Origin of the sequence: Pseudomonas sp. MWU13-2517 (assembly GCF_023242545.1) — a bacterium.
GTDB lineage: Bacteria > Pseudomonadota > Gammaproteobacteria > Pseudomonadales > Pseudomonadaceae > Aquipseudomonas.
Window position 1 is genome coordinate 201,984 of record NZ_JALMFA010000008.1, and the last position, 14,499, is coordinate 216,482.

The window sequence follows — 14,499 nt, forward strand, 5'->3', positions numbered from 1 at the left end:
AAGCCCCTTCCCACACAGGTCTACAGAAGCAATGCAGTCCAATGGTGGGAGCGGGCTTGTTCCCGATTGCAGGCGACGCGGTTTTATTGCCCGCTGCGCATCAGTTCCCGAGGTACATACTTGCCGATCTCGAACTTGCCGATCGCCGCACGGTGCACTTCATCCGGGCCGTCGGCCAGGCGCAGGGTGCGTTGCATGGCGTACATGTAGGCCAACGGGAAGTCGTTGGACACGCCCGCGCCACCATGGATCTGGATCGCCCGATCAATGACCTTCAGCGCGACGTTCGGCGCCACCACCTTGATCTGGGCAATTTCGCTTTTCGCCACTTTATTGCCCACTGTGTCCATCATGTACGCCGCTTTCAAGGTCAGCAGGCGCGCCATGTCGATTTCCATGCGCGAGTCGGCGATCTTGTCGATATTACCGCCCAAACGGGCCAACGGCTTGCCGAATGCGGTACGGCTGACGGAGCGTTTGCACATCAATTCCAGTGCGCGCTCGGCCATGCCGATTGAGCGCATGCAGTGGTGAATACGGCCTGGCCCCAGGCGTCCCTGGGCAATTTCAAAGCCACGGCCTTCGCCGAGCAGCACGTTTTCGTAGGGCACCCGTACGTTATCGAACAATACCTCGGCGTGGCCGTGGGGTGCATCGTCGTAGCCGAATACCGGCAGTGGGCGCAGGATTTTCACGCCAGGTGTGTCCACCGGCACCAGGATCATCGAATGCTGCTGGTGGCGCGGCGCGTCCGGATTGCTCAGGCCCATGAAGATCAGGATCTTGCAGCGCGGATCGCACGCGCCGGAAGTCCACCACTTTTTACCGTTGATCACCCATTCGTCACCCTGGCGCTCGGCGCGGGCGGCCATGTTGGTGGCGTCTGAAGACGCCACGTCCGGTTCGGTCATGGCGAAGGCGGAACGGATTTCGCCACGCAGCAAAGGTTCGAGCCAGCGCTGCTTCTGCTCGCTGTTGGCGTAGCGCACCAGCACTTCCATATTCCCGGTATCGGGGGCCGAGCAATTGAACGGCTCCGGGCCGAGCAAGGAGCGGCCCATGATTTCGGCCAGCGGCGCATATTCGAGGTTGGTCAAGCCGGCGCCCAGTTCGGATTCGGGCAGGAACAGGTTCCACAGGCCCTCGGCTTTGGCCTTGGCCTTCAACTCTTCCATGATGGCTGTTGGCTGCCAGCGATCACCTTCGCTGACCTGGCGTTCAAACACCGGCTCGGCCGGGTAGACATAAGCGTCCATGAACGCGGTGACGCGTTCACGCAGTTCCTGAACCTTGGGCGAATAGGCGAAATCCATGGGCAGCTCCCTTCTTTGAGAGGTTGTTTAGGGCATGGAATTGATGCTAGAACAGCGCTGATAATTTACCTAGCCTATTCTCGGCGTGTATTAACATTCATCACCGATATATGATCGGCGCATGGACACCTAACAATAAGAGCGCAACGAAATGAATCTGAGCAAGGTCGATCTCAACCTGTTTATCGTCTTTGACGCGATCTACACCGAAGCCAACCTGACCCGCGCCGGGCAGATTGTCGGCATTACCCAGCCGGCGGTGTCCAACGCATTGGCGCGCCTGCGCGAAACCTTCAACGACCCGCTGTTCGTGCGCACCGCCCAAGGCATGGTGCCCACGCCCATGGCACAGAACATCATTGGCCCGGTGCGCAATGCGTTGTCGTTGCTGCGCGTGTCGGTGCAGGAAAGCCGGATTTTCAACCCGCAGCAGGCGGCCAAGACCTACCGCATCAGCATGACCGACCTCACCGAGGCGGTGATCCTGCCACTGCTGTTCCAACGCCTGCGCCGCCTGGCGCCCACAGTGGCGATCGAGAGCTTCCTGTCCAAACGTCGCGAGACCACTAAAGAGCTGGCGGCCGGGCGCCTGGACTTTGCCGTGGATGCGCCGCTGAACACCGACCCGCAGGTGCGCCACGTCAAGTTGATGGAGGACCGCTACGTGTGCGCGATGCGCAAAGGCCATCCGCTGGCGGGCAAGGATAAGTTCACCCTGGATGACTACCTGTCGCTGACCCATATTCATATCTCCAGCCGTCGTAACGGCCTGGGCCATGTCGACCTGGCTCTGGGCAAGATGGGCATCCAGCGCAAGATCGCCCTGCGCTCCCAGCATTACCTGATGGCCTCACAGGTGTTGCAACAGACCGACATGGTGATGACCGTGCCCGAACGCTTCGCCCGCCGCCACGAACTGCACTGGTTCAACCTGCCGGTCAACGACGTGCCGCCGGTGGAAACCCATTTGTACTGGCATGAGAGCACCGACCAGGATCCAGCGAACCGCTGGATGCGTGAGCAAATGATTGAGTTGTGCCAACAGGTCATGGCCCAGGAAAAGAAACTCGACGGCAAACAGGCGTGACCGGTGATGAGCGGGCTTACCCGCGCCGGGCTGCGCAACAGGCCCGATAATCGACGCACCTTGACGTTAACGTCAAGCAACCATTAGCTTAGCGCCCATGACTTTTTCCTGGGCACTCCCATGAGCACGACCTACAGCATTTCCGATCTCGCCCGCGAGCTCGACATCACCACCCGCGCCATTCGCTTCTACGAAGAACAAGGCCTGCTGGCCCCGGAACGCCGGGGCCAGGAGCGCATCTACTCGGCGCGGGACAAGGTCAGCCTCAAGTTGATCCTGCGTGGCAAGCGCATCGGTTTCTCCCTGGCCGAGTGCCGCGAATTGATCGAACTCTACGACCCCACCAGCGGTAACCACGTCCAACTCAACAGCATGCTGGCCAAGATCGCCGAACGCCGTGCGCAGCTTGAGCAACAGTTGCTGGATATCGAACAGATGAAGCTGGAACTGGACACCGCCGAAGAGCGCTGCACCCAGGCCCTGGCGCACACCATGAGCCAGGCTGGCCATTGATCAGAAGGTAACTGCCATGTCCCTCCCCTCCCATGTCCGCCTGGTCGAAGTCGGCCCACGCGACGGTTTGCAGAACGAAGCCCAGCCCATCAGCGTGGCCGACAAGGTCCAATTGGTGGACGCGCTCAGCGCTGCGGGCGTGAGTTATATCGAAGTCGGCAGCTTTGTCTCACCCAAGTGGGTGCCGCAGATGGCCGGGTCGGCTGAGGTTTTTGCGCAGATCCAACGCAAGCCCGGGGTGACCTACGGTGCACTGGCGCCGAACCTGCGCGGGTTTGAAGATGCGTTGGCCGCGGGCGTGAAGGAGGTGGCGGTGTTTGCGGCGGCGTCGCAGGCGTTTTCCCAACGCAATATCAACTGCTCCATCAGCGAAAGCCTGGAGCGCTTCGCGCCGATCATGAGCGCCGCCAAGCAGCATGGCGTCAGCGTGCGCGGCTATGTGTCCTGTGTGCTGGGCTGCCCTTATGAAGGCGAAATCGCACCGGAACAAGTGGCGGCTGTCGCGCGGGAGTTGTATGCCATGGGCTGCTATGAGGTGTCCCTGGGCGACACCATCGGCACCGGCACCGCAGGCGCCACCCGGCGATTGTTCGAGGTGGTGGGAGCCCAGGTGCCCCGCGACAAGTTGGCGGGCCACTTTCACGACACCTATGGCCAGGCGATCGCCAATATCTACGCAAGCCTGCTGGAAGGGATCAGCGTGTTCGACAGCTCTATCGCGGGCCTCGGCGGCTGCCCCTATGCCAAGGGTGCCAGCGGTAACGTCGCCAGCGAAGACGTGCTGTACCTGCTCAACGGCCTGGGGATCGAGACCGGTACCGACCTGGACGCATTGATACGTGCGGGCCAACAGATCAGCACGGTGCTGGGTCGTCCCAGCGGTGCGCGCGTGGCCAAGGCGCGTAACGCCAAGTGAGTAGCGCGGCCGTGACAATGTGTTACCGCACAGCTACATATCGAGTAACACGGGAACATGTTTTGTCGTATTTGCCGTAGGTGGTTTCCGACAAAAAAACAAGCCGTTGATTTTAAAGGCTTTTTAAAAGTTGGCACGGCTTCTGCTATCTCTATGGCATAACAAGAATAAAAAGCGCCAAACCTAATAAAAATAAGACGAAACGACTCTGACATAACAAAAACAACACGGCAGAGACGCAGCTAACAGATTTTTTTGGAGAAGATGTGCTTCGCAGGGTACGGCATGCCGAAACCCGCAACCGGATAGAGAAAAATAAAACTACTTTCAGGTAGCTACCCACTGGTTGGATCGTAGACGAAGAAGCAGATCAGCGTTCAAAAAAATACGTTTGCTCTTGACCCCGGATGGGGGTCGCAAAAAACAGCGGTAAAGGGTAACGGTTGCCAAAAACAACAATAGACCGCCCCTCAATAATAAAAAAAGAGCACGCAACGACAAATTAAAGGGGACCTTCGGGTCCCCTTTGTGCTTTCCAGCGTTTATTCCCGCCCTTTGCGCAACGCTTCGAGCGAAATCTCACGCATGCGGAATTTCTGGACTTTGCCCGTCACCGTCATCGGAAACTCATCCACGAACTTGAAATACCGGGGTGTCTTGAAGTGGGCGATACGGCCCTTGCACCAGGTTTGCAGTTCCAGCTCACTGGCGCCATGGCCGGGATGGAACTTGACCCAGGCGACGATCTCTTCACCGTAGCGCTCGTCCGGGATACCGATGACTTGCACATCCGCGATCGCCGGGTGGGTGAAGAAAAATTCCTCCAGCTCACGCGGGTACACATTCTCGCCACCGCGGATGATCATGTCCTTGTTGCGTCCGGCAATGCACACATACCCTTGCTCATCCATGCTCGCCAGGTCGCCGGTATGCATCCAGCCGGCATCGTCAATGGCCTCGCGGGTGGCCTGCGGGTTGTTCCAGTAGCCGAGCATCACGCTATAGCCACGGGTGCACAGCTCGCCAATCTCGCCCCGGGCGACGGTGTTACCGGCGGCGTCGATGATCTTGTTTTCCAGCTGCGGCTGGGTGCGGCCAACGGTGGTGACGCGGCGTTCCAGGTCATCATCCGGGCCAGTCTGCAACGACACCGGGCTGGTTTCGGTCATGCCGTAGGCGATCTGCACTTCCCCCATGTGCAGTTCACTGATCACCCGGCGCATCACTTCGATGGGACACGTGGCACCGGCCATGATGCCGGTGCGCAAGGTCGATAGATCGAATTCGCTGCGACGGGGGTGGTCCAGAACCGCGATAAACATGGTAGGCACACCGTACAGGCCGGTCGCACGCTCTTCGGCGACGGCGCTGAGGGTCAGCAGCGGATCGAAACCGTCATTTGGATAAATCATGGTGGTGCCGTGGGTGATGCAGCCCAGATTGCCCATGACCATGCCAAAACAGTGATACAGCGGCACCGGGATCACCAGCCGATCCTGCGCCGTCAGCCCCAGGCTCTCGCCGACCATGTAACCGTTATTGAGGATGTTGTGATGGCTGAGGGTGGCACCCTTGGGAAAGCCGGTAGTGCCTGAGGTGTACTGGATGTTGACGGCTTGATCGAAGTGCAGGCTGGCTTGACGGGTGTGCAGGTGCTCGGGCGGGACGCCTGCACCGAGCGCCGCCAGTTGCGCCCAGGGCAAGAACCCCGCAGGCGGGGCGGGGTCGAGGCTGATGATACCGCGCAGGTCGGGTTTCAATTCCAGGAGCATGGCGTGGTAATCGGAGGTCTTGAACGACCCGGCACATACCAGCCACTGGCAGCCGGCCTGCTTGAGCACATACTCCAACTCGCTGCTGCGATACGCCGGGTTGATGTTGACCAGAATCACGCCGATCTTGGCGCTGGCGATCTGACTGATGCACCACTGGGCGCAGTTGGGCGCCCAGATACCCAGGCGGTCGCCGGTTTGCATGCCCAGGGCCAGGAATGCGCGGGCGTGCAGCTCCACCGCCTCGGACAACTGCCGCCAGGTGTAGCGACGTTGCTGGTGGCGCACCACCAGGGCTTCGCCATCCGGATGCTGCGCCACGGTGCGATCGAAAGCCTGGCCTATGGTCATGGCCAGCAAGGTCTTGTCCTGGGAGCCACGGCTGTAGCTCTGGTGCGATTGATCCATAACGACCCCTGTTGTCTTTTTTGTAGGTTGACGTAAACGTAAACTACGATTGACAGCGTCGCAAGGCAAGCTTACGTTAACGTAAAGGTCAGCGCCCTCCCCTGGCACTCGACCCACACAACAACAAAGCTCACATTAAGGTGCCTGTCCATGAGTTACCCGTCCCTGAACTTCGCCCTCGGCGAAACCATCGACATGCTGCGCGACCAAGTGCAGTCCTTCGTGGCCAAGGAACTGGCACCCCGTGCGGCACAGATCGACAGCGACAACCTGTTCCCCGTCGACATGTGGCGCAAGTTCGGTGACATGGGCCTGCTGGGCATCACCGTAGCGGAAGAATATGGCGGCGCCGGCCTGGGCTATCTGGCCCATGTGGTGGCCATTGAAGAAATCAGCCGCGGTTCGGCTTCGGTCGGCTTGTCCTACGGCGCCCACTCCAATCTCTGCGTCAACCAGATCAACCGCAACGGCAACCACGAACAGAAACTCAAGTACCTGCCCAAGTTGATCAGCGGCGAACACATCGGCGCCCTGGCCATGAGCGAACCGAATGCCGGCTCCGACGTGGTCTCGATGAAGCTGCGCGCCGACAAACGCGGCGATCACTACATCCTCAACGGCAGCAAGACCTGGATCACCAACGGTCCCGACGCCCACACCTACGTGATCTATGCCAAGACCGAGCTGGAAAAAGGCCCGCATGGCATCACCGCGTTTATTGTCGAACGCGACTGGAAAGGCTTCAGCCGCAGCACCAAGTTCGACAAATTGGGCATGCGCGGCTCCAACACCTGCGAGCTGTTCTTCGACGACGTCGCGGTGCCCGAAGAGAATATCCTCGGCACACTCAACGGCGGAGTCAAAGTGCTGATGAGCGGCCTGGACTACGAGCGAGTGGTACTGGCCGGCGGCCCCATCGGCATCATGCAAGCCTGCATGGACCTGATCGTGCCCTATATCCACGACCGCAAGCAGTTCGGCCAGAGCATCGGCGAGTTCCAGCTGATCCAGGGCAAGGTCGCCGACATGTACACCCAACTCAATGCCTGCCGCGCGTATCTGTATGCGGTCGCCCAGGCCTGCGAGCGTGGCGAGACCACGCGCAAGGACGCCGCCGGGGTGATCCTGTTCAGTTCCGAACGCGCTACACAGATGGCCCTCGACGCCATCCAGATTCTCGGCGGCAACGGCTACATCAATGAGTTCCCCGCCGGGCGCCTGCTGCGTGACGCCAAGCTGTATGAAATCGGCGCCGGCACCAGCGAAATTCGCAGGATGCTGATTGGCCGTGAACTCTTCAATGAGACGAAATGAATTTCGCAGCGGCAATGCTCAAGCTACAAGCAAGCGCAGCGTTGTCTTGCAGCTTATAGCTTGAAGCTTGCCGCGCTTAGGGAGTAAGCCATGCTTTTACACACTCAGCTCAACCCGCGCTCGGCGGAGTTCGTCGCCAACAGTGCGGCGATGCGCGAACAGGTCGACGCTCTGCACACCTTGCTGGCTCAAGTACAGCAAGGCGGTGGCGCCAAGGCCCAGGAGCGACACACCTCACGCGGCAAACTGCTGCCCCGCGAGCGCATCAACCGCCTGCTTGACCCCGGCTCGCCGTTCCTCGAACTCAGCCAACTGGCCGCGCACCAGGTGTACGGCGAAGACGTGCCGGCCGCAGGGGTGATTGCCGGCATCGGTCGCGTGGAAGGCGTCGAGTGCATGATTGTCGCCAATGACGCCACGGTGAAAGGCGGCTCCTACTACCCGCTCACCGTAAAAAAACACTTGCGTGCCCAGACCATCGCCGAGCAGAACCGCCTGCCGTGCATCTACCTGGTGGACTCCGGTGGCGCCAACCTGCCGCGCCAGGATGAAGTGTTCCCTGACCGTGAGCACTTCGGGCGAATCTTCTTCAACCAGGCGAACATGAGCGCCCAGGGCATCCCGCAGATCGCCGTGGTCATGGGCTCCTGCACCGCCGGTGGTGCCTATGTGCCAGCCATGGCGGACGAAGCGATCATGGTGCGCCAGCAAGCCACCATTTTCCTCGCCGGCCCACCGCTGGTGAAAGCCGCTACCGGCGAAGTGGTCAGTGCCGAAGACCTGGGCGGCGCAGATGTGCACTGCAAAGTCTCCGGCGTGGCCGACCACTATGCCGACAGCGATGAACACGCCCTGGCACTGGCCCGCCGCAGTGTGGCCAACCTCAACTGGCGCAAACAGGGTGAGTTGCGGCAACGCCCGCCCGTGGCGCCGTTGTACAGCGGCGAAGAACTCTACGGCGTGATCCCGGCCGACCCCAAGCAGCCGTTCGATGTACGCGAAGTGATCGCGCGGCTGGTGGACGGCTCGGTGTTCGATGAGTTCAAAGCGCTGTTCGGCACCACTCTGGTGTGCGGTTTTGCACACCTGCACGGCTACCCGGTTGCGATCCTGGCCAATAACGGCATCTTGTTCGCCGAAGCCGCGCAAAAAGGCGCGCACTTTATCGAACTGGCCTGCCAGCGCGGGATTCCTCTGGTGTTCCTGCAGAACATCACCGGGTTCATGGTCGGCCAGAAGTATGAAGCCGGTGGTATCGCCAAACATGGCGCCAAGCTGGTTACAGCGGTGGCCTGCGCCAAGGTGCCGAAGTTCACGGTGATCATCGGCGGCAGTTTTGGCGCGGGTAACTACGGCATGTGCGGCCGTGCCTACGACCCACGCTTTTTGTGGATGTGGCCGAACGCGCGCATTGGCGTGATGGGTGCCGAACAGGCGGCCGGCGTGCTGGTGCAGGTCAAGCGCGAACAAGCCGAACGTGCGGGCAGCGGGTTCAGCGCCGAGGAAGAAGCGGCGATCAAGCAGCCGATCCTCGACCAGTACGAGACCCAGGGTCATCCCTATTATTCCAGCGCACGCCTGTGGGACGACGGTGTCATCGACCCGTTGCAGACCCGTGAAGTGCTGGCCCTGGCCTTGTCCGCCGCACTGAATGCCCCCATCGAGCCGAGCCGCTTCGGCGTGTTCCGCATGTAAATGGAGCTGAACCCCATGAGCGATTTCAACACCCTCGAACTGGTCACCGACCCACGTGGTTTTGCCACCCTGTGGCTCAGTCGTGAAACCAAGAACAACGCGTTCAACGCCGAGATGATCCGCGAACTGATCATCGCCCTCGACCAGGTACAGGGCGACCCTTCCCTGCGCTTTCTGGTATTGCGCGGGCGCGGCAAACACTTCAGCGCCGGTGCCGATCTGGCCTGGATGCAACAGTCGGCCGAACTGGATTACCACACCAACCTGGACGACGCTCGCGAACTGGCCGAGTTGATGTACAACCTGGCCAAGCTGAAGATCCCGACCCTGGCGGTGGTACAGGGCGCGGCTTATGGCGGCGCATTGGGCCTGATCAGTTGCTGCGACATGGCAATTGGCGCCGATGACGCGCAGTTCTGCTTGTCGGAAGTGCGCATTGGCCTGGCCCCGGCCGTGATCAGTCCGTTTGTGGTGCAAGCCATCGGCGAACGTGCGACGCGGCGTTATGCCTTGACTGCCGAGCGTTTCGACGGCCGGCGCGCACGCGATATCGGCTTGTTGGCGGAAAGCTACCCCGCCGGCGAACTCGACCAACAGGTCGAACAGTGGGTCGCCAACCTGCTGCAAAACAGCCCGGCCGCGATGCGTGCCAGCAAGGATTTGCTTCGCGAAGTGGGCAACGGTGCTCTCACTCCGGCCCTGCGCCGCTATTGCGAAAATGCCATCGCGCGGATTCGCGTCAGCGCCGAGGGCCAGGAAGGCTTGCGATCTTTCCTGCAAAAACGCTCACCCGGCTGGCAGGCGCAGGAGTCACGTTCATGAGCAACCTGACCACCCTATTGGTCGCCAACCGTGGCGAAATCGCCTGTCGCGTAATGCGCACGGCCAAGGCCATGGGGTTGACCACCGTGGCTGTGCACAGCGCTATCGATCGCGATGCGCGCCATACGCGCGAGGCGGATATTCGCGTTGACTTGGGCGGCAGCAAAGCGACCGACAGCTACCTGCAAATCGACAAATTGATCGCCGCCGCCCAGGCCAGCGGCGCCCAGGCGATCCATCCGGGTTACGGCTTTCTGTCGGAAAACGCCGACTTTGCCCGTGCGATTGAAGCGGCTGGTTTGATCTTCCTCGGCCCCCCCGCCTCGGCCATCGACGCCATGGGCAGTAAATCGGCGGCCAAGGCACTGATGGAAACCGCTGGCGTACCGCTGGTGCCGGGTTATCACGGCGAAGCGCAGGACCTGGAAACCTTCCGCAGCGCCTGTGAACGCATCGGCTACCCGGTGCTGCTCAAGGCCACGGCCGGCGGCGGCGGCAAGGGCATGAAGGTGGTCGAGGACGTCAGCCAACTGGCCGAAGCCCTGGCCTCCGCCCAGCGCGAGGCGCTGTCGTCATTCGGCAATGGGCAAATGCTGGTGGAAAAATACCTGCTCAAGCCACGGCATGTGGAAATCCAGGTATTTGCCGATCAGCAGGGTCACTGTCTGTACCTCAACGAGCGCGACTGCTCGATTCAGCGTCGCCATCAAAAAGTCGTGGAAGAAGCGCCGGCACCCGGCTTGAGTGTGGAACAGCGCAAAGCCATGGGCGAAGCCGCCGTGCGTGCAGCGCAGGCCATCGGTTATGTGGGCGCGGGCACAGTGGAATTCCTGCTGGACGCGCGCGGCGAGTTTTTCTTCATGGAGATGAACACACGGCTGCAGGTGGAACACCCGGTCACTGAAGCGATTACCGGCCTTGACTTGGTGGCCTGGCAGATCCGCGTCGCCCAAGGCGAGCCGCTGCCGATCACCCAGGAGCAGGTGCCGCTGATCGGGCATGCGATTGAAGTGCGCCTGTATGCCGAAGACCCAGCCAATGATTTTCTACCGGCCACCGGGAATCTGGCGCTGTACCGCGAGTCTGCGCCTGGCCCCGGGCGCCGCGTCGACAGCGGCGTTGCCCAAGGGGACAGTGTCTCGCCATTCTACGACCCGATGCTGGGCAAGCTGATTGCCTGGGGCGAAGACCGCGAGCAGGCGCGGCTGCGGTTGTTGAGCATGCTCGATGAGTTCGCCGTTGGCGGGCTCAAGACCAACCTGGGCTTTTTGCGGCGAATCATCGGGCATCCGGCGTTTGCGGCCGCCGAGTTGGATACCGGGTTTATTCCACGTTATCAGGATGAGCTGTTGCCGCCATCGGGAGCCTTGAGCGACGCGTTCTGGCAGACGGCAGGCGTGGCCTTCATGCAGAGTTTGCCGCCAGCCGATGGCCCTTGGGCGGGCAGGCGCGGGTTTCGCGTCGGGTTGCCAGCCGAAGTGTCCCTGCATTTGAGCAGTGGCGGCCAGGACCGGCTGGTGACGCTGGCAGATAACACGTCGCAATGGTGCGCTGAGCAGTTGCTTACCGAGCAACAGGGCGTGCGCCGCTCCCATCTGGCAGTGCGCAACGGGGCGGTGCTGTACCTGCGCTGGGACGGCGAAATGCACGCGGTCAGCCTGTTTGACCCGATTGCGGCGGTCGAGGCCAACCAGTCACATCAAGGCGGCCTCACGGCGCCGATGAACGGCAGCATTGTGCGAGTGCTGGTGGAGGTTGGACAGGCCGTGGAAGCCGGCGCCCAGTTGGTGGTGCTGGAAGCGATGAAGATGGAGCACAGCATCCGTGCCCCTCAGGCCGGGGTGGTCAAGGCGTTGTTTTGCCAGGAAGGCGAAATGGTGGCCGAAGGCAGTGCCTTGGTAGAGCTGGAAACGGCGGACTAAAACTTCGCGGTGGCCTGCACCACCACGCCGAGGATTCGGCAGCCGTCGCTGAACACCTGTTTGGGGTAGGTCGGATTGAGCGGTACCAGGTAAAGCTGGCCGCTCTCTTCCTGCAGTTGGCGAAAGGTCGCCTGAGCGCTGTCGGCCCATTGGGCAAGCACCAGCTTGCCAGGTGCGGCGTCAATGGCCGGGTCCACCAGGATCATCATGCCGGCGCTGATGCTCAGACCGCTGGGCGCCGTCATGGCGTCCCCCATCACAGGTAGCCAGAATGCCTCGCCCTGGGCGTGATAGTCAGTCAGTTCGAAGCGCGCCGTCGCGTAAGTGCCGCGTTCTTCGCGCATTTCGCACACGCCTTTCCAATCGCTGACCGGGTAGCGAAAGTACGGGTTGTAGTGCTTCTCGTGGGGCACCGCCACCGCATCGATTCGCTCGCGAATCTCCAGCACGACTTCCAGATACCCCAGGCCGAGCTCCTCGAGCACCCGATTCATGTCCGCCAGGCTCGGCACACGGCGTTTATTCAGCCAATGGCCAACGCCTCCCTGTGACATGCCCAGGCGCTCCGCCAACTGATCCTGCGTGACCTTGCGATCTTTCATGTTGGCTCTGACCAACGCTATCCAGTTATCCATGGTGCCTGACAATACGTTGCGTATTTTCCAGGGCAATAAACAGTTTGTAGTAATCCATAAAACGACATAAATACGATACGTACTATCATCGGACATAAGGTTTTCGACACCCACCCAGAGTAGCGCCCCTTATGATGACGAGCCCGTCTTTACTGCCCGAAACGCTTGAATACGATGAACTGCATGGCATGCGCAGCAGCGGTGCCGCCCAGCGCGCATTGGACTTCTACTTGAAAGAAGATATGTCTGCGTCGGTCCCGGAGGGGGCCTTATTCGCCATCAACCCGGGCCTCAGCCAGGAGGAAGCCCTGGTACACGCCTCGGACCTGTTGCGCAGTGCTGCCGCCACGGCCTACGAATCGGCGAGCAACCATCAGGGCAACCAGCGGGACCTGGCATTTTCAGTGGTGTATTTGATTGATATGGCGAAAGCGATGGTGGAGCGATCGTTGCAAGCGTCAGTGCCTCAGTCACAGGCATGACGGGCACGAGAGAAAAATATTTCTATCCCACGGATAAAAACATTTGACTTGCAAATGATAATGATTATTATTGGACTCAGCTGATCGCGAGATCAGTCGATAGACCAAGGGACCTTAGGTCGGACTCTTGGAATATCTCCTCATCAGGCTAATCACGGTTTTTGACCCGGCTCTTTGGCCGGGTCTTTTTTTTGCCAGTTACCCTGGCATGGCTTCAGGCTAATGAAGACTGTGTGTTGCTTGATGGCGCGCATGGTAGCAAAAGAGCATCAAGCAAAGAAAGTCGAACGAACGCTCTAGCCCTTATCTTTGAGAAATAGCGCTTGAGAATCAATCTCATAGATTCTAAGCTGCCAAGGCGTCAAGGATGACGCCCCCTCCCCCTGCAACAATTTTGCATCCAGATTTTTCCTCGCTCCTGTGTAAGATATCCGCCACAACACTCATAATCAGGCAGCCAGACTATGACCGTGGCCTTGACCTCCATCAAGATCAGCAGCAACTTCGACAGCGGCAACATCCAGGTCCTGGATGCGAGCGATGCTTATCAATTGTTGCTGGCGATCAAACCCGACACCCACAGCCCTCATTTCCAATGGTTCCACTTCAAGGCCGAAGGCATGCACGTGGGCCACACCCACACCTTCCGCCTGAGCAACGCGGGACGCTCCTCTTACAAACATGCCTGGAGCGGCTACAACGCCGTGGCTTCGTACGACCATATCAACTGGTTCCGCGTGCCCACGCGCTTTGATGGCGAAATCCTGCACATCAGTCTTGAAACACGGGAAAAACAGGCGTGGCTGGCCTACTTCGAACCCTATAGCCGTGAGCGCCATGACTGGCTGATCGATCAGGCCCTGAATCGCGCCGGCACCGAACTGCTCGCCACCGGCAAAAGTGCCGAGGGCCGTGATATCCAATTGCTGCGTCGCGGCAAAGGCGGCGATGGCCGGCGCAAGGTCTGGATCATCGCCCAGCAACACCCCGGCGAGCACATGGCCGAATGGTTTATGGAAGGCATCATCGAGCGCCTGCAGCAGGACGGCGATACCGAGCTGAAAAAACTCCTGTCGGTCGCCGACCTGTACCTGATACCGAACATGAACCCCGACGGCGCCTTCCACGGTCATTTGCGCACCAACGCCATGGGCCAGGACCTCAACCGTGCCTGGCAGAGCGCCACCCCGGAAACCAGCCCTGAAGTGTTGTTCGCCCAGCAGCAGATGGAAAAGTACGGCGTCGACCTGTTCATCGATGTACACGGCGACGAGGAAATCCCCTACGTCTTCACCGCAGCCTGCGAAGGCAACCCCGGTTACACCCCGCGCATCGAGAAACTCGAAAAACACTTCCGCCGCCACTTGAGTGGCCTGACCCGCGATTTCCAGACCACCCACGGCTACACCCGCGACCTGCCGGGCGAAGCCAATATGACGCTGGCCTGCAACGCCGTCGGAGAGAAATACGACTGTCTCTCGCTGACCCTGGAGATGCCCTTCAAGGACAACGACGACGCCCCCAACCCGAAAACCGGCTGGTCAGGTGAACGCTCCAAGCAACTGGGCAAGGACGTCTTGAGCACCGTGGCCGATATCGTCACGGCACTGCGCTAACCCC

At 60.4% G+C, this 14,499-nt stretch carries 12 protein-coding genes; 9 read left to right on the forward strand and 3 right to left on the reverse strand.

Features of this window, described 5'->3' with window-relative positions:
• Positions 1-83: 83 nt before the first annotated feature.
• The gene (locus tag M5B97_RS13800; protein WP_123717852.1) at positions 84-1,313 is read right to left on the reverse strand and encodes an acyl-CoA dehydrogenase; all 1,230 of its coding nucleotides are present in this window, start codon (positions 1,311-1,313) and stop codon (positions 84-86) included.
• Positions 1,314-1,464: 151 nt separating this feature from the next.
• Between M5B97_RS13800 and M5B97_RS13805 the strand changes: the two genes are divergently transcribed.
• The 3 genes from M5B97_RS13805 (at position 1,465) to M5B97_RS13815 (ending at position 3,829) form a co-directional block, all read left to right on the forward strand.
• Positions 1,465-2,400 (forward strand): LysR family transcriptional regulator, encoded by a 936-nt coding sequence (locus M5B97_RS13805; protein WP_123717853.1) that lies wholly within the window; start codon positions 1,465-1,467, stop codon positions 2,398-2,400.
• A 120-nt stretch (positions 2,401-2,520) separates the two neighbouring features.
• Positions 2,521-2,913, forward strand: coding sequence for a MerR family DNA-binding transcriptional regulator (locus tag M5B97_RS13810; RefSeq protein WP_060756723.1), 393 nt, complete (start codon positions 2,521-2,523; stop codon positions 2,911-2,913).
• Positions 2,914-2,929: 16 nt separating this feature from the next.
• Positions 2,930-3,829, forward strand: a complete 900-nt coding sequence (locus M5B97_RS13815; protein WP_248731737.1) for a hydroxymethylglutaryl-CoA lyase — start codon at positions 2,930-2,932, stop codon at positions 3,827-3,829.
• 542 nt (positions 3,830-4,371) lie between these two features.
• Here M5B97_RS13815 and M5B97_RS13820 read toward each other — a convergent pair.
• Positions 4,372-6,009, reverse strand: a complete 1,638-nt coding sequence (locus M5B97_RS13820; protein ID WP_248731738.1) for an AMP-binding protein — start codon at positions 6,007-6,009, stop codon at positions 4,372-4,374.
• 150 nt (positions 6,010-6,159) lie between these two features.
• Between M5B97_RS13820 and M5B97_RS13825 the strand changes: the two genes are divergently transcribed.
• From M5B97_RS13825 to M5B97_RS13840, 4 genes are all read left to right on the forward strand, one after another.
• Positions 6,160-7,323: an isovaleryl-CoA dehydrogenase gene (locus M5B97_RS13825; protein ID WP_134657721.1), complete on the forward strand. Its 1,164-nt coding sequence runs from the start codon at positions 6,160-6,162 to the stop codon at positions 7,321-7,323.
• Between the two features lie 90 nt (positions 7,324-7,413).
• Positions 7,414-9,018 (forward strand): carboxyl transferase domain-containing protein, encoded by a 1,605-nt coding sequence (locus M5B97_RS13830; protein ID WP_248731739.1) that lies wholly within the window; start codon positions 7,414-7,416, stop codon positions 9,016-9,018.
• A 15-nt stretch (positions 9,019-9,033) separates the two neighbouring features.
• Positions 9,034-9,840, forward strand: coding sequence for a gamma-carboxygeranoyl-CoA hydratase (locus M5B97_RS13835; protein ID WP_248731740.1), 807 nt, complete (start codon positions 9,034-9,036; stop codon positions 9,838-9,840).
• Positions 9,837-11,762, forward strand: coding sequence for an acetyl/propionyl/methylcrotonyl-CoA carboxylase subunit alpha (locus M5B97_RS13840; RefSeq protein ID WP_248731741.1), 1,926 nt, complete (start codon positions 9,837-9,839; stop codon positions 11,760-11,762). Before M5B97_RS13835 ends, M5B97_RS13840 begins: the two co-directional genes overlap by 4 nt.
• On the opposite strand, the gene M5B97_RS13845 is transcribed toward M5B97_RS13840, so the two are convergent.
• The gene (locus tag M5B97_RS13845) at positions 11,759-12,397 is read right to left on the reverse strand and encodes an XRE family transcriptional regulator (RefSeq protein ID WP_248731742.1); all 639 of its coding nucleotides are present in this window, start codon (positions 12,395-12,397) and stop codon (positions 11,759-11,761) included. The genes M5B97_RS13840 and M5B97_RS13845 overlap by 4 nt on opposite strands.
• Before the next feature lie 131 nt (positions 12,398-12,528).
• On the opposite strand from M5B97_RS13845, the gene M5B97_RS13850 reads away from it, so the two are divergent.
• Positions 12,529-12,879, forward strand: a complete 351-nt coding sequence (locus tag M5B97_RS13850; RefSeq protein WP_134657726.1) for a DUF3077 domain-containing protein — start codon at positions 12,529-12,531, stop codon at positions 12,877-12,879.
• A 464-nt stretch (positions 12,880-13,343) separates the two neighbouring features.
• Positions 13,344-14,495, forward strand: coding sequence for a M14-type cytosolic carboxypeptidase (locus tag M5B97_RS13855; RefSeq protein ID WP_248731743.1), 1,152 nt, complete (start codon positions 13,344-13,346; stop codon positions 14,493-14,495).
• Positions 14,496-14,499 lie beyond the last annotated feature (4 nt).